Genomic DNA, 18,489 nt, shown 5'->3' on the forward strand with positions numbered 1-18,489 from the left:
CTGCCCCCTTCGGTCACGCCAACACTGCCATTGATCAGATAGCCGCTTGCGGTCGAAACCGCCAACGTGGTCGCACCGTCGGATTCGATCGGAGTCGTCACATGGCCGATAGTGTCGTCATCGTTGAGGTCCACATCGTAGAACGCTTCGATATCCGCAACGTTGTCGACGGCGTTCCCGCCCACCACGGCCCCCTGATCGTTCAGGATCCACTCATAATACGTTTCACCTACATCAGTTTTCCACAGCAGACGATATCCGCCCTCATTGGTCTCTTCGACATGGATCGCGCTCCAGCCTTCAATCCTGTCTGGTCCAACAGCGCTGCCCCCTTCGGTCACGCCAACACTGCCATTGATCAGATAGCCGCTTGCGGTCGAAACCGCCAACGTGGTCGCACCATCAGATTCGATCGGAGTCGTCACATGGCCGATAGTGTCGTCATCGTTGAGGTCCACATCGTAGAATGCTTCGACATCGACTACATTGCCCACACTTTGACCCGAAACATAAACGCCCTGGTCATCCAGGATCCATTCAAAATACGCATTACCCTGATCGGTTTTCCACAAAAGACGATACCCGCCCGAGTCAGCAGCCTCAGCTTGAATCGCACTCCAACCATCCAGCGTCTCATCACCGACAACAACGCTGTCCACAGTGATCGCAATTGGGGTAATTCCGCCGCCCAGAAGGTAAATACCATGAGACGCGTGTTGAAGAACCGTGCCTGTGTTCTCGATGTCTAGAATCTGTGTGGCCGATGAAATGCCAGCGTAATTATACGATTGCGATCCGTTCGAGAACTCGAAAAGCTCAACATCGCTGGACACTGTGAAAGAGGTCTGTGTCAGCACGTTGTAGAACGTATAGGTGCTGCCATTGTCTTGGAACAGGTAGGTATTCAATCCGCTTATAAAGCGAACGATGTCAAACCCCGTCCCGCCGGTGAATGAACCGTTATTGTCCTGCACAATGGCAGTGTCGTTTCCTTCACCACCGTCAACCGTATCCTGGCCGGTCCCGTTTGCGACATAGATGGTATCGTGGCCTGTGCCGCCGTTGATCGTGTTATTGTTGCTGCCGTCCGAGAGCGAGTAAATGATGTCGTTGCCACCATTTCCGTTCAAAGTGTTGACGGCAGCATTGCCAGTAATTGTATCGCTTCCTGATCCGCCAGACGCGTTTTCGATCACCACACCATAAGCGATAGTAAAACCGCCCTGTACGCCATCGACATAGGAAATAGCACCACCACCGAACGGACTATAGTCAAGTGTCGCAGGGCGCAGGTCGATTATGGCGGCGGCGCTACCAGTATGTCGAATTGTGTCTATTCCACCAGTGTCCCAAATGGCCTGGTATCCAACACCGGCGGTATTGAACGACGCCAGATCATAGGTATTGGCACCGGAATTATAGGTGGTATTTGCTCCGTACATGGCTTGAAGTGCTGCAATATCCAGCGCCCCAAGACCGGTCGATCCGCCATACGTCGCATTCACCGGCAATTGGCCGTTCACCTGAGTCCAGCCATCATTGTACGACATCACAGTGAAAACACCCTGATTCAGGTTGCCATCGCCGTACGAAAAGAAGGGCGAAGTCACACCATTCAGAACCGTTGTGCCCAACCCGGTGTCATGCGGGTGGCCTAGGCCCAAGGCGTGACCAAGTTCGTGCAACAAAGTGGTAAAAAAGAAACCACCCGGGTCGCCGTTCCCGCCCAACCCTGTGGTCCAGAAATCTGTATTGAACGCGCCTTCGGACGGAGAGTTAGACGGCGTATAGTGATATCCGAGAGTGCTCGATGAACCGAAAAAACTGCTCGAAGATGGGGCAATGATTTCGTAGATATCCGCTTCTAGCCAAGAAGATACTTCAACAAACTGTACATTTGCCACGGCTTCGATGGCCGCCAGCGCCGCGCGGAAATCTGCCTTGTGGGACTCTGTCCAGGATTGAGAATCCAGGTATTGATCAAAATTATATGTAATGACCGTCGTGGTATTGGGGTTCCCATCGCCATAGGCAACGTCACCCTGAATAGCACTAAGAGGGGAAGCCGAACTGGGTCCGGGAATAAAAGTGGTCATATCAACAACCTCAAGAATATTTCAGGCCTGCGTTACCAGCGCTGTAATTTCACGCTAAAGTTGTCATTAACAAGGCAACACTCCCGCCATGGCGCAAAACAGCGTCGGGTGCAAATCACAATGCCAGCCCGCACAGACTCCGAACCAAAAGCGTTGTCTAGAGGACACGCGTTCGTGAGCATTCACGCATTTTGCGAGATTGACGTCAGGAATCGCGGGTTCGCTGGCGAGAAAACAGTAAGGGCATAAAGCTACATGTGCAAACGGCGGCAGTCGATATTCACTCAGCCACCTCTGGTTCAGCCGCGCTTTTCTTGAACTGCTGGTCAAACAGACGACGGAAGCTGCCGTTCTGTTTCATCAGCTCGTCCAGATTGCCTTGCTCAACAACGGCTCCATCCTGGACCACCATGATCTTGTCTGCTTCAAGGATCGTGGAAAGACGGTGCGCAATCACAACGACGGTCATATCTGCGGTCAGAGAATCCAAAGCTTGTTTTACGAGAGATTCAGATTCTGCGTCCAACGCGCTGGTGGCTTCGTCCAGCAACAGAATTTCCGCCTTTCGCAGGATCGCACGGGCGATGGCGATGCGCTGTTTCTGGCCTCCGGACAAAAACGTGCCGTTTTCTCCAACTTGCGTGTCATAGCCGTCGGACAGCTCCGTGATGAAGTCGTGGGCGTGTGCAGCCCGCGCCGCCGCAATCACCTCTTCGTCGGTGGCCTCTGGTGCAGAACATCGCAGGTTGTCCATCACCGAGGCCGAAAACAGGAACGTATCCTGCCCAACATAAGAAATCTTGCGCCGCAGAGACGCGTAGCTGGCATGGCGCAGGTCCTGGCCATCAATCTCCACCTGTCCTTCATCGGGGTCATAAAATCGCATGATCAGACCGAAAATCGTTGATTTTCCGCCACCGGATTGACCGACAAGCGCGGTGGTCTTGCCCGCCTGGAAAGTCAGGTTCATGTCCTCGATGACAGGTATCGTACCTTTGTAGCCAAACGTCACATTGCGCAGTGCAATCTCACCGGGGCCGTCCAGCAGATCATGGGCATCGGGGCTCTCCTGCATCGTGTCTTCCTGGTCCAGCAAGCCAAACAGAAGACCGACACCAACCATGGCAGCTTCAATCTGAACCCGCATCTTGGAGAGGCGCTTAGCCGGCTCATAGGCCATCAACAGGGCCGTGATAAAGGACATCAACTGACCTGCAGTAGGCGGCTCGGACCCCGCGATACCCATCGTGCTGACGATCAGAACACCGGCAACTGCCAAACCGGCCAGAAACTCCATCAGCGGGCTGGCGATGGATTGTAGCCGGGCGATATCGTTTGCACGCTCCTCCACCTTGCGGATCGCGGTGTCCATCCGTGTAATCATGCGGTCTTCCAACGCAAAGACCTTGATTACTTTGATCCCCGCAGATGTCTCTTGCAGTACGCGAATGATCTCGGCCAGTGATTTGAACTCGGCCTGCATGATCGAACGTACGCTTTTCAACAAGCGGCGCACGCCATACAGCGCAACCGGTCCAACGAGGAAAAACATGATCGACAAGACGGGTTGCTGATAAACCATTACGATCACCAGACCCACGAGGGTCAAAGCATCACGCACAAACCCGGTGACCAGGATATCAATCAGTCTCCGCGCCGACTGAGCTCCATTTGTCGTCCTCATCAAAAGGTCCGAGGATTCATTGGCCGAAAAGAAAGACACCCCATGGCGCAGCAGCTTGCGATACACCCGGTCTTGCTGGGCGGCCACAATACGGTTGCCAGCCCGCGCCAGATAGATGGCCTGAACATAGGTAGCGAGCGCTTTGGCAAGAAAAAGACCTACAACGCCAAGCGCAATCAAAGAGGCATAGCTTCTCATTTCCGGGCTGGTCATGGCGTCCACGATGTATTCCATCATGAAAGCCGCCCCTGCGGTCGTAGCAGCCACTGCAATCATCGCAACGATTGCAACGGCATACAGTCTGCCCTGCGCAAAAAAGCTCTCGCTGATGAGACGACCCATATAGCCAGATCGCCATTCATCCCAGGCGCGCTTAATCATTGCATTCTCCAGATCGTGAAACCATGCGCTCGCCCAGATAACCCATATTCCGGTTTGCCAAAAGGGCAGATAATACACCGCGACAGACTAGCCCCGTCCGGGGGCAATCAAGTTCCGCGTCAAAATAGGTGGGGTCTATAGGCGAAACAAGTCTTACAAACTCTCGACAACCTGCCTAAAATTGCCTGACCGCACTCGGAAAGGGCCGCTACCAAGCAGCAAAATGCCCACAGCGCAGATATCGACGGCGGAAGTCTGCGCAATTGTATTTACCCAATTTTGGCGATGTTCAAACTGCGGAATTGTGTTACTCTTGAGCACGTTAATATACGCACTACCATATTCAAAGCGATGATCACGTTGCGCACGCATAAATTGTTTTCTGCATCGCGGTCAGCCAGACTGACCTTCTTGTCGCACCGGCAAATGCAAGCTGCCAATTGCGCTTGTACTAGCCAATTGAGATACGTAGTAACGCGGTAGAGCATTTTTGGAATCCATATTGTGTCGATCCGGACTTTCATTCTTAGTCTACCAAAAGATGTAGAGCGTCGGCGCTTCTGCGAGCGTGAGCTTACGCAACACGGGCTGCATCACGAATTTTGTGACGCGATATCTGGCGATCAGATGGCCGAGGCCGATCTGCGCTGCGTCTACGATGCCGATATGAACCGGGTAAAGTTCAAGCGGCCTCTTAGTCGAGGAGAGGTCGCCTGCACATTGGGGCATCGAAAGATCTGGCAAACAATTGCCGAATCCAATCAGTGTGTCAGCTTGGTTCTTGAGGACGACGCCACCTTTATCGTTGACCCACAGCCTTTCCTGAACGCTCTCGAAGATTGCCCCGAGTGTTTTGAGGACGTGATGATCAAACTAGATGGCGTGCCGGGGAATAACCTTCAGGTTCTGACGTCATTTGCAGATCAACACCTTGTTTTATCAGACAGATTACCTCCAAGAACCACCGGCTATGTTCTGGGTCGCCGCGCTGCACAGCGTCTGTTGAAGCCCGAAGCGCCCATCTCGAGACCGATTGATATCGACTTGAAATTTTATTGGGAACACAACGTCCCCATTCTGACCCTGCGCAAGCAAATGATTACGGAACGGCAGAACAGCGAAAGCAATATTGATCCTTGTCGCCGCCGTGCCAAACCCGGCTCACCGTTGAATAGATTTGTCCGTAACCTGGTGTATCAGGCGAAATACACGCACGGACGCTTGAGTCACCCTCTGAACCCGGACATGATCGAAGGACTGGCCCCATTGATGCGGGCAGATAGTCAGGTTCAAAAGCACGCATGAAAAAAAACCTCGTGGTTGTCCGGGCGGGCAACAACTCGTTGCACCACAGATGGCAAGACTTGCCGTTAAAGCAGCGCGACTACGATTTGCTGGTCAGTTATTTCTCGGACGATGCTTTTGCGGCCTTCACCCCGCAGCCGGGCGTTGAGGCTGTTCTGATCAAGGGCGGCAAGTGGGATGGCTTATACAAGACGCTGTCCGACAGGGATCTGGATCAATATGACTTCATCTGGTTGCCGGATGACGATCTGGATATCAGCGCGCAGGATGTGAACGCCCTGTTTCAAGCCATGCGCACTCATGGATTGCGCATCGCACAGCCATCACTGACACTCGACAGCTACTATTCGCATTTTGTTTTCAGCCGATGCCCCGGATTTGTGCTGCGCTATATCAACTATATCGAGATCATGGCCCCGTGCCTGCATCGGGATGTTTTGAAAAAGGCCCTGCCCCTGTTTCAAGGTACGATGAGCGGATACGGGCTGGACTATATCTGGTGCCGCTGGGCCGAGGCCGGAGCTTATCGCACCGCCATTCTGGACGAAATCGCGATGCACCACACCCGTCCGGTGGGCAAGGCTCTAAAATCAGCCATGGCTGAAACCGGAAACCTGAGTTCCGAACAGGAAGAGGCCGTCCTGAAGGAGATGTTCGATCTGACCCGCCGCACTGTGCCCATCGTCTTTGCCGGGATCTTGCAGGGTGGGCAGCCGATCTCGGGGCGGGTGCAGCTTGGCTGGCGCATGTGCAAAAGCTGGCTGTCTGTTCTGTCTGAGTTTCGCGACAGAGGATCAGCCCGATCAGGTATCCTCAAGATCGCGCGGCGGCAAGTGTCCAAGCCGTTGGACATGACGACCATCACGTCAAAACAGAAAGGGCCCTGAATGAGCACGCGGCATTTCCTGATGGTTGGGGCCGGGCTCTCGGGCGCGGTCATAGGCCGGTCGCTGGCAGAGCGGGGTCACAAGATCACCATTGTCGACAGCCGCGATCATATCGGCGGCAATTGTCACACCCATCGCGACGCGGAAACAGGCGTTCTGGTTCATGTCTATGGCCCCCATATTTTCCACACTGATGACGAAGAGGTCTGGAATTACGTCAATCGCTTTGCGACATTCCGGCCGTATAAGAACCGGGTGAAAACAACATCACAAGGCCGGGTGTTCTCGCTGCCAGTCAATTTGCACACGATCAATCAGTACTTCGGCACCACCCTGCGCCCGGATGAGGCGCGCGCCTTTATCACCCAAGAACAGGCAGATACTTCGATCACCGACCCACAGAGCTTTGAGGAACAAGCGCTGCGCTATGTCGGCCGCGATCTCTATGTGGCGTTTTTTAGGGGCTACACAATCAAGCAATGGGGCTGCCACCCCTCTGAACTGCCTGCTTCGATCCTCAAACGTCTGCCGGTACGGTTCAACTACGACGACAACTACTTTTTTCACAGATTTCAAGGAATGCCGGAAGAAGGATATTCCGACATGATTGCCGGTATCCTCGATCACCCTTCAATCACGGTTCAGCTGGAAACAACATTCAATCGCGAAATGGGCGCCGCGTTTGACCACGTGTTCTATTCCGGCCCGCTGGATGGCTATTTCGACTATGAGCTTGGTCGGCTGGGCTATCGCACTTTGGATTTCGAGCGGTTCACCTATGAAGGCGACTATCAAGGCTGCGCGGTCATGAACTATGGCGACGAGGACGTGCCCTTCACCCGCATTACCGAGCACAAGCATTTTGCCCCGTGGGAAGACCATCAGGGCTCGGTTTGCTACCGCGAATACTCGCGCGCAGCGGGCCCCGACGACATCCCGTATTACCCGATCCGGCAGGTGAAGGAAAAAGCCTTGTTGAAGGACTATGCGGATCTGGCCGAGGCGGCACAAAATGTCACCTTTGTGGGTCGACTCGGGACTTACCGCTATCTCGATATGGACGTCACCATTCGCGAGGCGCTGGATACAGCAAACGCCGCACAGGCCGCAGTTTCAAACGGGGAAACCCTGAAGCCGTTCTTTGTTTCGGTTCTGTAAGCGGCGCATCCATACAGTTTGAAACCAAGGACGCATTTAGCGTTTAGGCATGCGCCTCTTGGCTTTCATCCGTCAGCTTGCCCGAGGTGATTGCCGCCAAAGCGACCATCACCGCTGCTGTTCCCAACACCAAAGGTAATCCACCGATCTGATAGGTCAGTCCGGACAGTACCGTGCCCAGCAACCGGCCTGTGGCGTTGGCCATGTAGTAGAACCCCACATCCATCGTGACACGCTCGGATTTGGTGAAGGCGAGGATCAGGTAGGAATGCAGCGCCGAATTGACGGCAAACAGCGCCCCAAACACCAGCAAGCCAAGAACCAGTGTGATGGTCAGCCATGTTTGAGGTCCGTCCGAGATCAGAACCGCCACGGTCAGCGCCGACGGGATACAGAACAGGCCTGCGGCCCAGCTTCGGGCAGCGTTTATCAGATCGCCTTCAGTTCGGTCTTGGGAGCGCAGGATTTTGGGTGCGATGGCCTGAATGACGCCATAGAGGATGATCCAGAACGCCATGAAGGTGCCAATCATGAAAAAGGCCGCGCGATTGCCCTCTTCCGTGCCATCGGACAAAACGGCGTAGAAATAGATTGGGATGCCGACCACAAACCACACGTCACGGGCACCAAACAAGAAGACCCGCGCGGCGGACAGCCAATTGACGTTGGCAGATTTTGAGAAAACCTCGGAAAACTTCGCGCCCTTGCGCCCTTTGGGCAGACCGGGAGGCATAAACCGGACAACCGCGAAAAGGATCACCGCCAGAACGATCGCCATCACGATAATAGCCGCCTGAAAGCCCAGTGTAGCCAGCATGGCCGCACCAAGAAGGAAGCCCAGCCCTTTGACAGCGTTCTTTGATCCGGTCAGCAAGGCCACCCAGCGAAACAGCCCGCCGCCCTCTGTCGGGGCCAACAGCTTCACTGCGGATTTCGAGGACATCTTGGCCAGATCCTTGGCCACTCCGCTTGCGCCTTGCACGATCATGACAAAGGTCACAGATGCGCCAATCGCCCAGTTAGGGTCTAGTTTTGTAAGTGCCAGCAATGCCACCACCTGCAACCCAAGCCCGGTATAAAGAGTCGAAGTCAGGCCAAACCGAGCCGCGATCCAGCCCGCTGCAAGGTTCGTCACCATCCCGGCAATTTCATAGAGGACAAACAGATACGCCAACTGCACCGGCGAGAAGCCCAGCGTATGAAAGTGCAGCAGCACCAGCATCCGCAAGGCTCCGTCGGTCAGCATAAAGGCCCAATAGGCCGCCGTAACCGCGATATAGGCCGACAGCCCCTCGGGCCGTTCGGTCACAGCGCGTTCCCCACCATCAGCGCCACATCCACCAGACGGTGCGCATAGCCCATTTCGTTGTCATACCAAGCATAGATCTTCACCTGCGTCCCGTTCACCACCATGGTCGAGGGCGCATCGACGATCGAGGAGCGTTCGTCATTGGTGTAGTCGGTGGATACCAGCGGCCGGGTCTCATAGCCCAGAATACCTTTCAGCTCGCCATCGGCGGCGGTTTTGAAGCAGGTGTTGACCTCTTCAACGGTTGTTTCGCGTTCAACCTCGAACACGCAATCGGTCAGCGAGGCGTTCAGCAGGGGCACCCGCACCGCGTGGCCGTTCAGGCGGCCTTTCAATTCGGGGTAAATCAGCGTGATCGCCGTGGCCGAGCCAGTCGTGGTCGGGATCAGAGAGTTCAGCGCCGAGCGCGCGCGCCGCAGGTCCTTGGCGGGGCGGTCCACGATGGTTTGCGTGTTTGTCACATCGTGGATCGTGGTCATCGAGCCATGGCGGATGCCCAGATTTTCATGGATGACCTTGACCACCGGAGCCAGACAGTTGGTCGTGCAGGAGGCCGCGGTCACGATGTGATGTATATTAGGGTCATAAGTGCCCTCATTCACGCCCATCACGATATTGGCAGTCGGGCCATCCTTAACCGGGGCCGAGACGACAACCTTCTTCACCCCTGCGTCAAAATACGGGGCCAGCTTGGCTTCGGTCTTGAACACGCCAGTGCAGTCGATCACCACATCCACGCCGTCCAGCGGCAGGGCGGACAGGTCTTTGGTGCCAATGAAGGGCAGACGGGTGCCATTGATCGTCACACTGTCGGCGTCATGGGAAAATTCCGCGTCCCAACGGCCATGGACCGTGTCGAATTCCAGCAGGTGCGCGTGCATCTCGGGGCCGCCGACGCCATCATTGATCCAAGCGATCTTGGCGCCCTTCTCGATCAGAGGTTTCAGGGCCAGTTTGCCCATCCGGCCAAGGCCGTTTACCGCGTAAGCCGTCATTGCATGTCCTCAACAGGTGTTCTGGCGATGTCATCCACGGCCGTTTGCAAAGCGATCCGATCCAGGCTTTCGACGGGCAGAGAGGTAAACGCCTCGATCCGTCGCTTCAGCGCGCCATAGGCGTTCTGGAAGGCCAGGCTTTTCTCGGCGTCCGTGCCCATGGCCTTGACCGGGTCAACCATGCCCCAATGGCCACTGATGGGTTGTCCTTCCCAGGCCGGACAATCCTCGTTCGCGGCCTGATTGCAGACGGTGAACACGAAATCCATCTCGGGCGCGCCATCGGCTGCAAATTCAGACATATGCTTGGACCGCAAAGCCGAAGTATCGTGCCCTTTGTCAGCCAGAACCTGCATCGCGAAGGGGTTCAATTCAGAGGTTGGCTGTGTGCCTGCAGAATAAACGTTGAACCGATCCCCACCCAAGCTGCGCAGGATGGATTCGGCAAAGATCGAACGGGCGGAGTTGCCCACACACAGAAAAAGGACGTTGTATTTCCGGTCCGGCATAGTCTTTGCTCCTTGGGTGGAGGGCATACAGATATCGGGCCGACCTTTGCAGCAATCTTTCAGCAGGAAGTCCAGCATGTGCTGCACATTCGTCATCTCGATCGAATATAGCAGCGATGTCCCCAACCGCTCCTGCCGCACCAGTCCCGCGCGTTGCAGAGCATTCAGGTAGTTCGACAAGGTGCTGGGTTTAATATCCAGCTGCACTGCCAGTTCACCGGCAGGAACAGTGTCAGGAAAGCGTCGCATAAGCATGCGAAACACCATTAACCGCTGCGGATGGCCCAGGGTGGCCAACTGATCTGTTGTTTCATATTCCATATTTCACGAAATATTGAAATAAGGGATGTGCGACAACCACTATTCAGCGCTGTTACAAAAATTTCACAGTAAGGGTTCTGCACCCAGAGCCTAAGAACTGGGCTTGCGCGCCTGACCCGGACGGTTTAAACGAGCCCTCGCTTGCCTCAATAGCTCAGCTGGTAGAGCAGGTCCTTCGTAAGGACAAGGTCGGGGGTTCGAGTCCCTCTTGAGGCACCAAAAATAGCTGTATTTTACCAATTTTTGAATATTTTTGCGATAAATTGATAAATATCCCCTGATTTGTCCCCCGATTTTTTGTTGATGCCTGATGATCCCAGGTTGATTTCAATTCCATGCCCATCGCCCAATTCCTACTGTTAAGAATGGCCATACTATTAAGCACGTCCGCTTTGGCTCAGGAGCGGACCTTTGCCAAAACTGACTGAGCGTCTGCTAAGCGGACAAACCGGACTTGTGCGATTGCGGCAATTGCTGACGCGGCATTGATTTGCTGTCGCAGCACATTCATCGCTGCGTTGCAGCTGTTGTCGCCAGACCGGTCATTCAAAGCTATGATGATGCGATACTATCAAACTGTAGTTTCGAGGCACATAGGATCAGCAACTTAGACGCCGAACAAAGCCAACGTTTGCGTTGTCGCAGGCAGTGCAGCAGGACAGGCCATGCGGGCCTTCAGCCAGTAAGAAAATTCTCGTTGTGGCTCATGCAGGTGGCGGGGAAGAGGGAGTAATTCGCGGTCGTGGAATTTTTCATTAAGTTGAGATATTGCAGAGATTGGATCTTTGGTTCTTGCTTCGTGTTTGAATTGATCGGGAACGAAGCACCAATAGTGCTTCTATTTGTTGTTATGCTTTTTTGACGAGCGTATTCTTGTTTTTCTGACAGGAAATTAACGTTACTGCCGAACGCGATAGCCGGAAGCAATGATCTTTTTTATCAGAACAGCGGCGGCCTGGTGCATGTCCTTTTCATCGTTATTGCCGACCGCTGTTTCGTGGACAGCAGCTGCGTCATGCAGAACTCCCACAATTTCATGTTCGGGCAGAAGCTCACGATCTTTAATTGCAAGCAAAAGCGCTTCACAAATTGAGAGTGCGGCCATTCCTGAGTGGTCTTGCCGGTCAGCCATGGTAGACGTCCTTTTTTAACAGGCGTCCAAGCAAGGAAGCGCCACAATGAATTGCATCATACTGGCATAGATTGCTGTATACTTAACTGATCGAAAGCAGTCTTGGCGTCGGATAGTTTCGCGGGCTGCTCATCGATGAAGGAAGAACACTTGCGCACTATCAAAAACAGTCCACTCACCCGAAAGCTTTCAAACTTCGTCGCTCTGACTGAGGTTGAACTTGCGGCATTGGCACGCCTGCACAAGCGTCGCAGAACCTTTGAAGCCGGACGTGACCTTGTGCATCAAGGGCAATCAGAGCAGGCTGCCTACATTCTGGCCTCGGGCTGGGTTTGTTCCTACAAAACCCAGACTGACGGGTCGCGTCAGATCGTCGATTTCCAAATACCGGGTGACTTTCTGGGCTTGCGAAGCGTTCTGCTGCACACCTCGGATCACAGCATAGAACCAATCATGGAAATCCAAGCCATTGAAGTAGTAGTGGATGATCTCCTGGAAGCATTTGCGCAGACGCCCCGGCTGGCGACAGCAATTCTTTGGGCGGTCTCCCGAGATGAAGCGATGGTGGTTGAGCACCTGGTCAACATAGGACGGCGCGATGCGGGTGAGCGCATGGCGCATTTTCTTTTGGAACTTGGTGTGAGGCTGACTCAGGTCGGGATGGCAAACAAGACGGGATACACTTGCCCCCTGACACAATACCACCTTGCCGATGCGCTGGGACTGAGTGCCGTGCATGTTAATCGTGTCCTACGGCAACTGCGGGAGAAGGGGTTGGTTACTTTTCAATCCGGGCAAGTGGTATTTGATGATTATGAAGGACTGGTGACGTTGGCCGGTTTTGACCCCACTTATCTGGATCAGGCCGGGCCACTGTTGAAGCAATAAGTTCACCCCTACAGCGATGCCGGGATTTTGATGATCGTTGCCTGTTAGAGACGGAATTCGCTTCGGCAGATTTGGGATTTCACTGAAAAAGAAGCGCAAGATAAATACAGTCCGATTGCGGTACTGGATTTCCTGCGCTTCTCAATTACTCGTTAAGAACACGCCAGCAAATATCCCGCCAACATACATCACGTTGCCGGAATCCAAACATCGTTGCACTGACGCAGGTTAGTCAATTTTTTACAGTACCTGATCCTCGGGCACCAAATGCATTTGAAATTCCAATAAAATCTCAGGTCATTGGTCGAAGACTAACATCGATCAGCGCGCGTCTGCCATTTGCACATTATTCTAAATTACAACGCCAGTACTACCGCAGCGCTTACGAGCGTGTACCGCGGCAGACTGCGCGGGGAAGATCCAACAAACTATATGGAGGACCAAGGTGAGCACGAGATCGTCCAGTTCTTTGGTGACGTTTTCAAATCCGTTCTCTTTGTCCGGCTACCCGGATGAACTTCCTGCAGGCGAGTATGAAGTAGTTGTTGAAGAAGAACTACTACAGGGCCTGAGTTTCGAAGCATATCGCAGAACCGGAACCTACCTGACAGTTCAGGGCAAAGGCAGCAAGCCAGGCCGCACGGAAATGCGCCCAATTGACCCAGAAGATTTTGAACTGGCGCTTAAGCACGACCAGACCTTGGCCACATCTAACAATGACAGCGATGCGGCGCTTTCCCCGCAGGAGGAATAGATTATGAACACGCCCGAATGGCTTAAACCCGGAATCTACGGTGCTCTGATCGGCGGGGTTTTCGTAGGCGTCGTTGGATTTTCATGGGGTGGATGGATGACCGGCGGTAGCGCGGACAAGATGGCCAACGCCATGTCCCGCGATAATGTAATCGCTGCGTTGGTTCCGATCTGCGTCGACATGGCGAGAACTGACACTCAACGCGCCGAAAAAATAACGACGATCAAAGAGGCTTCTTCTTTCAAGCAGAAGGATGCCGTCATGGCGGCTGGCTGGGCAACGGTGCCGGGATCTCAAACTCCTAATAAAGATCTAGCACAGGCCTGCATCGAGGGGCTGAACCTGGATGGATCGTAATTCAACAATTCAACTCTCGGACGATGCCGTTTGCACTAGGACAAAACGAAAAAATCAGCACTGTTTTTGCTCTCACTTCATGACTGCGTTGATTGTTGCCGTTTTCAGCTGCTTGGCGGGCTCCTTTATCTCATCAAGTCCCGCATCGGCCGGAACAAATTCGATGCCGGATAACGCGCATCCCAAAAAGTATGGCGACGGTTGGGAATGCGATTTGTCCTATCGGTTGGAAGGCGATGAATGCGTGGCCATTGTCGTGCCGGGAAATGCCTACCCCACAAACAGAACCTATGGTTCAGGGTGGGCATGTATGCATGGCTTTGTTGAAGTTGGCGGCACCTCATGCACTGAAGTGATTGTGCCTGAGGGTGGATATCTCGATCCATCAGGTGAGAGGTGGCGATGCCTGCGTGGATACACAAGAGTAGACGATGGCTGCCAGAAAATCGTGGTGCCGGATAATGCTTACCTGACGAATAGCACTTATGGATCTGCATGGCGTTGCAACCGTGGCTACGAAAAAGACGGAGAAGCATGCGTGGCAGTAGCGGTGCCGGAAAACGCTTTTCTGAACGCATCAACCAGCGGGCGTCCCTGGACGTGCGAGCGTGGGTATTTTGAGCGCGACGGACGGTGCGATGCCGTCTTTGTGCCTGAAAATGCTTTCTACGATGACGCGATCCATGGAGTTGGATGGAAATGCGAACGTGGCTACGAGGCGTCCGGTGATCGCTGCAATGCAATCGAGCTACCGGCAAATGCCCATATAGACCGATCCGGCAATGGGTGGCAATGCCACAAAAACTATCATCGATCAGAAGGGCTGTGTGTTCTGAACCAGTGAGAATTCAGACAGAAAGCCCACTTTCCCAAACTTCACAATTTTTGCCCGTCCTTACCAAGGACGCACGTTTCACACTCTAAAAAGGAACAAATATGAAACCCGTACCCATTGCGTCGGATGCCAAGCAGTTCATTGCCAGCGATGCGCAAAAGCTGCCGCCTGAACAAGCAGTTTTTCCAGAGCTTCACCGCAAGACACTTGTGACAGATACACCGACTGCAATTGTGTATTGCGAAGGAAACTTCGCAAAGATCGATGGCAAGACGGCTAATGGTCTCGTTCGACATTCACAGGCCTATCGCGTTCTTTCGGTGATCGACAGCACGTATGGCGGTTGTGACAGTGGCAAAGTGCTTGATAATATCGCAAATCAGGTTCCCATCTTCGATGATCTTGATGCCGCCGTCGCTAATGAAGCTACGATCCCCGACACTTTTATTTACGGAATGGCGCCGGCCAGCGGCAGAATGTCCCTTGAGGATCGCGAAGTTGTTGTGGATGCGATAACGCTCGGAATGAACATCGTCAGTGGGCTGCATGAATTTCTTAGCGATGACAAGGAGCTCGCCGGATTTGCCAAAATTCACGATGTCACGATACGCGACATTCGCAAGCCGCGGCCAAATCCCGACCTGCGCCTGTTAGATGGCAGTATTGGAGACGTCCAGGCGATCCGCATCGCGGTGTTCGGCACCGATTGTGCAATTGGAAAGCGTACGACCGCGACAATCCTGACAAACGCACTTAACACGCATGGGATCAAAACAGTTTTAGTTGGCACCGGCCAGACAGGTTTGATGCAGGGCGCCAAGTATGGCGTTGCGATGGATTCGGTGCCGCCGCAATTTTGTTGTGGCGAACTTGAGCGTGCTGTTGTTGCAGCATCTGAAGGTGAGCGCCCCGATGTCATAGTGATCGAGGGCCAAGGCGCGCTAAGCCATCCGGCCTTTTGTACATCAGCCTTCATTCTGCGAGGCAGTCAACCACATGCAGTTATTCTTCAACACGCGCCTAAACGAAAACGTCGATGTGATTTCCCCAACATGACTATGCCTGACCCTTGCGATGAAATCACCCTGATCGAGGCTTTTGCGAACACAGAGGTAATTGGCATGACGATCAACCATGAAGGAATGAATGATATTGAGATTTCAAAGGCCATCACAGATTATAACTGCAAATTGTACCTCCCGGTCACTGACGCTCTGAACCGCCCTTCATCAAACTTGGTGAATATGGTTCTTTCTGCCTTTCCGCGCTTGCAGCCTGTACCTGTAACGTCGATCGAATGAACAAGCTGCGTATCGACGTTGATCTGGACAAAATTCGGTACAACACACGGTTCCTGGTCGACCACCTTAGACCCCGCGGAATTACGGTGACAGGCGTGACAAAAGCCGTGTGCGGTCATCCTGAGATTGCGAATGCTATGCTTGAAGGTGGTGCGACAGGGCTGGCGGACGCACGGATCAGCAATGTCATGCGTATGCGCGATGCTGGGATCTCGTGCTCCATATCCTTGATCCGAACGCCCATGCTGAGCCAGGTCGCGCAAGTTGTTGATAACTGCAATGTCAGCTTCAACACAGAAATGGACATTATCGCAAGCCTGGCCGTGAGTGCGCTGGGAAAGAACATTACTCACAGTATTATCCTGATGGTGGAAATGGGGGATATGCGGGATGGCATCTTGCCTGAACACCTTGAGCGCACTGTGTCTCAAATTCTTAGAATGGAAGGGATTTCTCTGAAGGGGATTGGTGCAAATTTTGCCTGTCTGGGTCATGTGGCACCCTCTGCAGGAGCAATGGAATTGCTTTCGTCGCTTGCCGTCGATACCGAACTTGCAAGTGGACCCGCTCTGGAAACAGTGTCAGGCGGCGGTTCTGCCAGTTTGCCATGGGCGCTTGGCAAGGGGGCGACCGGAAAGATCAACAACCTGCGTCTGGGTGAGGCTATCCTGTTGGGTACCGATCCTGTATCCGGGCACGCGATCGGCGGGCTTTATACAGATGCTTTCACTCTTTGGGCGGAAGTGATCGAAACGAAAGCCAAATCAAACCCAAATCCCGTGCGAATGAACTACCCTATACCTTCAATGCAGTGTGTGACTTTAGACGGTCCTTCGAATACTCGGTCGATCCTTGCGATCGGACTCCAGGACACCGATGCGGCGGGTCTTGTATTCCCTGCGGGCGTCACGTTCGTCGGAGCCACCAGCGATCATATCATTGTTGAAACCACTGATTGTCTGCTTCGCCCTGGTGGCGAGGTGAAGCTGAAATTGAACTATAGCGCGCTCTCGCGCGGCATGGCTGCACCCGATGTAGCAAAAGTCTTCCATGGTGATGGCGCATTGGTTGACTGCACCGCAGCGAACACTGATCGCCCATATTCGAAGCGAAAGTAGCGCGCCAGGGTTGCCGCCGCCTCGGTTCTGCTTCATCCACCCGTCTTATTCTACGGCTTTACGTAGTAAATTGGGCCACCAATACCTATATTGGTGGTACCCGCATTCACTTTTCACACCCTATCTGGGCTCGTGAGTGTTGCGGACAATCAAAGGATCAAAATGATGTCTTTCAAAGACCTTACGACCAGAGCGGCTGCCGCACTGAAGGAAAACGATGCGGACGCGTCAAAAAAAGAAGTGACTTCGAAAGGGCAGGACGCCGTCCCCGAAAAATCAAAGCCTAAACCTCAAAACTGATAATACCCTGCCGGGAGCGGGTGGCTTGTTCTTGTTTACATCTCCGAGCGAGCGGTATCAGCAAAGGAGAACTACCCAAATGAACCAACTAATCAGCAAGACAATCGCAGTCTTTTCCAGGCCGTTTACTTTCCCTGGCTTTGACGAATTACTCCCGGCGGGCGAATACGACATAGAAACTGAGCTTTCCGCACCACCAGATTATTTGGATCCAGAAGCCTGGAAAGCATCAGTGCTAATCTTTCTGCTTCCACGGAAATCTCACCCCGGTCTGGCGCGAACGTTGACCGTTTCTCTTACTGATTTGGAGAGAGCCCGCGCAAGGGATAAATTGTCTGCGAAGGAGTTGTCGCAATTCCTGCTCGACCAACTCTTGGCCGATCCGATGGTGCAACTGATCATGGAAGCTGACGGTGTGTCTGAGACTCAACTTCGGCACCTCTACTCGGAGTCGCTCATTTCTGAGGCAGACGACGGATCATCAGATCAACGAGCCATACCACGAGGATGCGCAAGCGGTTCTCGGTATGCTTTCGCTGTCCAAGCTGCTGAGAACGAAGGAATGCCAGTTCGTCCTATTAAAACCCCTCGGATTACAGGCCGTCCCATCGGACAGTCTGAACCAGGCAGCTCCTTCAATCTCAAGGCTTAGGGCTCGGAACTTTCTTTTCCAGTCGCTGTATAAACCAAAACAGAAATCGAGGCTAAGAACTGATGGAAGACTTCGACAACGACGCAGATACGATCATGGCTCGCGCCCACAATGACGTGCCGCAAGAACGCCCGTGTCTTCGTTGCAGAACGCCATTCTGGAGCGAAGGGTTCGGAGAGCGGATTTGTCGACGCTGCAAGGGGTTGAGCGCGTGGCGAAATGGCGTATCAGTAAGCCCTGGGTTAGCTCGGCGTCGCTGATAACCTGACGCCGGTCTTTCCAGCTTTTCTGATCATATCTCATTTTATCTTATTGGTGCTGACCCGGGCCTTTTAACGTGGAACCCGATCGGTAATCGGTGCTGAAGACGAAGCGTACGCGCGGTTTGGACTCGAACCGTTCTTATGTGTAGTGATATGGGCTCAAGCCGCCTAATGCACACACTAAACCATGCCAGTATTCATAATCGGACAGCAGGCATTCACGCCGCTTGTACTATTCGGTGGT

At 53.5% G+C, this 18,489-nt stretch carries 17 protein-coding genes and 1 tRNA gene; 12 read left to right on the forward strand and 6 right to left on the reverse strand.

The window, feature by feature from the left end; genetic code table 11:
- Both AC2FJ6_RS20280 and AC2FJ6_RS20285 read right to left on the reverse strand, forming a co-directional pair.
- A partial coding sequence (locus tag AC2FJ6_RS20280; protein ID WP_496669796.1) for a matrixin family metalloprotease occupies positions 1 to 2,096 on the reverse strand: 2,096 nt, incomplete at its 3' end.
- Between the two features lie 280 nt (positions 2,097 to 2,376).
- Positions 2,377 to 4,161, reverse strand: coding sequence for an ABC transporter ATP-binding protein (locus tag AC2FJ6_RS20285; protein ID WP_170770664.1), 1,785 nt, complete (start codon positions 4,159 to 4,161; stop codon positions 2,377 to 2,379).
- Positions 4,162 to 4,665: 504 nt separating this feature from the next.
- On the opposite strand from AC2FJ6_RS20285, the gene AC2FJ6_RS20290 reads away from it, so the two are divergent.
- Genes AC2FJ6_RS20290 through glf form a run of 3 tightly spaced genes read left to right on the forward strand, consistent with a single transcriptional unit; the run spans position 4,666 to position 7,511 of the window.
- A complete protein-coding gene (locus AC2FJ6_RS20290) occupies positions 4,666 to 5,466 on the forward strand; it encodes a glycosyltransferase family 25 protein (protein WP_170770666.1) in 801 nt (266 codons plus the stop codon).
- Positions 5,463 to 6,353 carry a hypothetical protein gene (locus tag AC2FJ6_RS20295; protein ID WP_170770668.1) on the forward strand — a complete coding sequence of 297 codons (891 nt, stop codon included), beginning with the start codon at positions 5,463 to 5,465 and terminating at the stop codon, positions 6,351 to 6,353. The genes AC2FJ6_RS20290 and AC2FJ6_RS20295 overlap by 4 nt, the downstream gene beginning before the upstream one ends.
- Positions 6,354 to 7,511: a UDP-galactopyranose mutase gene (gene glf, locus AC2FJ6_RS20300; protein ID WP_170770670.1), complete on the forward strand. Its 1,158-nt coding sequence runs from the start codon at positions 6,354 to 6,356 to the stop codon at positions 7,509 to 7,511. It begins immediately after the preceding gene.
- 43 nt (positions 7,512 to 7,554) lie between these two features.
- Here glf and arsJ read toward each other — a convergent pair whose 3' ends face one another.
- The 3 genes from arsJ to AC2FJ6_RS20315 are packed head-to-tail and all read right to left on the reverse strand — an operon-like array spanning position 7,555 to position 10,645.
- Complete coding sequence (arsJ, locus tag AC2FJ6_RS20305; protein WP_170770672.1) at positions 7,555 to 8,820, reverse strand: organoarsenical effux MFS transporter ArsJ; 1,266 nt, start codon at positions 8,818 to 8,820, stop codon at positions 7,555 to 7,557.
- Positions 8,817 to 9,815 carry an ArsJ-associated glyceraldehyde-3-phosphate dehydrogenase gene (locus AC2FJ6_RS20310; RefSeq protein ID WP_170770674.1) on the reverse strand — a complete coding sequence of 333 codons (999 nt, stop codon included), beginning with the start codon at positions 9,813 to 9,815 and terminating at the stop codon, positions 8,817 to 8,819. The genes arsJ and AC2FJ6_RS20310 overlap by 4 nt, the downstream gene beginning before the upstream one ends.
- Entirely contained in the window at positions 9,812 to 10,645 is an 834-nt protein-coding gene (locus AC2FJ6_RS20315; RefSeq protein ID WP_170770677.1) for an arsenate reductase/protein-tyrosine-phosphatase family protein, read from the reverse strand. The genes AC2FJ6_RS20310 and AC2FJ6_RS20315 overlap by 4 nt, the downstream gene beginning before the upstream one ends.
- Positions 10,646 to 10,788: 143 nt before the next feature.
- On the opposite strand from AC2FJ6_RS20315, the gene AC2FJ6_RS20320 reads away from it, so the two are divergent.
- A tRNA-Thr gene (locus AC2FJ6_RS20320) sits at positions 10,789 to 10,864 on the forward strand.
- A 679-nt stretch (positions 10,865 to 11,543) separates the two neighbouring features.
- Here the strand turns inward: AC2FJ6_RS20320 and AC2FJ6_RS20325 are convergent.
- Positions 11,544 to 11,777: a hypothetical protein gene (locus AC2FJ6_RS20325; RefSeq protein WP_170769011.1), complete on the reverse strand. Its 234-nt coding sequence runs from the start codon at positions 11,775 to 11,777 to the stop codon at positions 11,544 to 11,546.
- 135 nt (positions 11,778 to 11,912) lie between these two features.
- Between AC2FJ6_RS20325 and AC2FJ6_RS20330 the strand changes: the two genes are divergently transcribed.
- The 8 genes from AC2FJ6_RS20330 (at position 11,913) to AC2FJ6_RS20365 (ending at position 17,982) form a co-directional block, all read left to right on the forward strand.
- Positions 11,913 to 12,665 carry a Crp/Fnr family transcriptional regulator gene (locus tag AC2FJ6_RS20330; RefSeq protein WP_170403708.1) on the forward strand — a complete coding sequence of 251 codons (753 nt, stop codon included), beginning with the start codon at positions 11,913 to 11,915 and terminating at the stop codon, positions 12,663 to 12,665.
- Positions 12,666 to 13,110: 445 nt separating this feature from the next.
- Positions 13,111 to 13,419 carry a hypothetical protein gene (locus AC2FJ6_RS20335; protein ID WP_170336653.1) on the forward strand — a complete coding sequence of 103 codons (309 nt, stop codon included), beginning with the start codon at positions 13,111 to 13,113 and terminating at the stop codon, positions 13,417 to 13,419.
- A 3-nt stretch (positions 13,420 to 13,422) separates the two neighbouring features.
- Positions 13,423 to 13,776 (forward strand): hypothetical protein, encoded by a 354-nt coding sequence (locus tag AC2FJ6_RS20340; protein WP_170694906.1) that lies wholly within the window; start codon positions 13,423 to 13,425, stop codon positions 13,774 to 13,776.
- Complete coding sequence (locus AC2FJ6_RS20345; RefSeq protein ID WP_170694907.1) at positions 13,766 to 14,620, forward strand: hypothetical protein; 855 nt, start codon at positions 13,766 to 13,768, stop codon at positions 14,618 to 14,620. Before AC2FJ6_RS20340 ends, AC2FJ6_RS20345 begins: the two co-directional genes overlap by 11 nt.
- 92 nt (positions 14,621 to 14,712) lie before the next feature.
- The gene (locus AC2FJ6_RS20350) at positions 14,713 to 15,912 is read left to right on the forward strand and encodes an N-acetyltransferase DgcN family protein (RefSeq protein WP_170694908.1); all 1,200 of its coding nucleotides are present in this window, start codon (positions 14,713 to 14,715) and stop codon (positions 15,910 to 15,912) included.
- Positions 15,909 to 17,030, forward strand: a complete 1,122-nt coding sequence (locus AC2FJ6_RS20355; protein WP_170769013.1) for an alanine/ornithine racemase family PLP-dependent enzyme — start codon at positions 15,909 to 15,911, stop codon at positions 17,028 to 17,030. The genes AC2FJ6_RS20350 and AC2FJ6_RS20355 overlap by 4 nt, the downstream gene beginning before the upstream one ends.
- A 165-nt stretch (positions 17,031 to 17,195) precedes the next feature.
- A complete protein-coding gene (locus tag AC2FJ6_RS20360) occupies positions 17,196 to 17,330 on the forward strand; it encodes a hypothetical protein (protein WP_269149748.1) in 135 nt (44 codons plus the stop codon).
- A gap of 79 nt (positions 17,331 to 17,409) precedes the next feature.
- A complete protein-coding gene (locus tag AC2FJ6_RS20365) occupies positions 17,410 to 17,982 on the forward strand; it encodes a hypothetical protein (RefSeq protein WP_170521931.1) in 573 nt (190 codons plus the stop codon).
- The last annotated feature ends 507 nt before the right edge of the window (positions 17,983 to 18,489 follow it).

This window comes from Ruegeria sp. CDSA089, assembly GCF_059612205.1.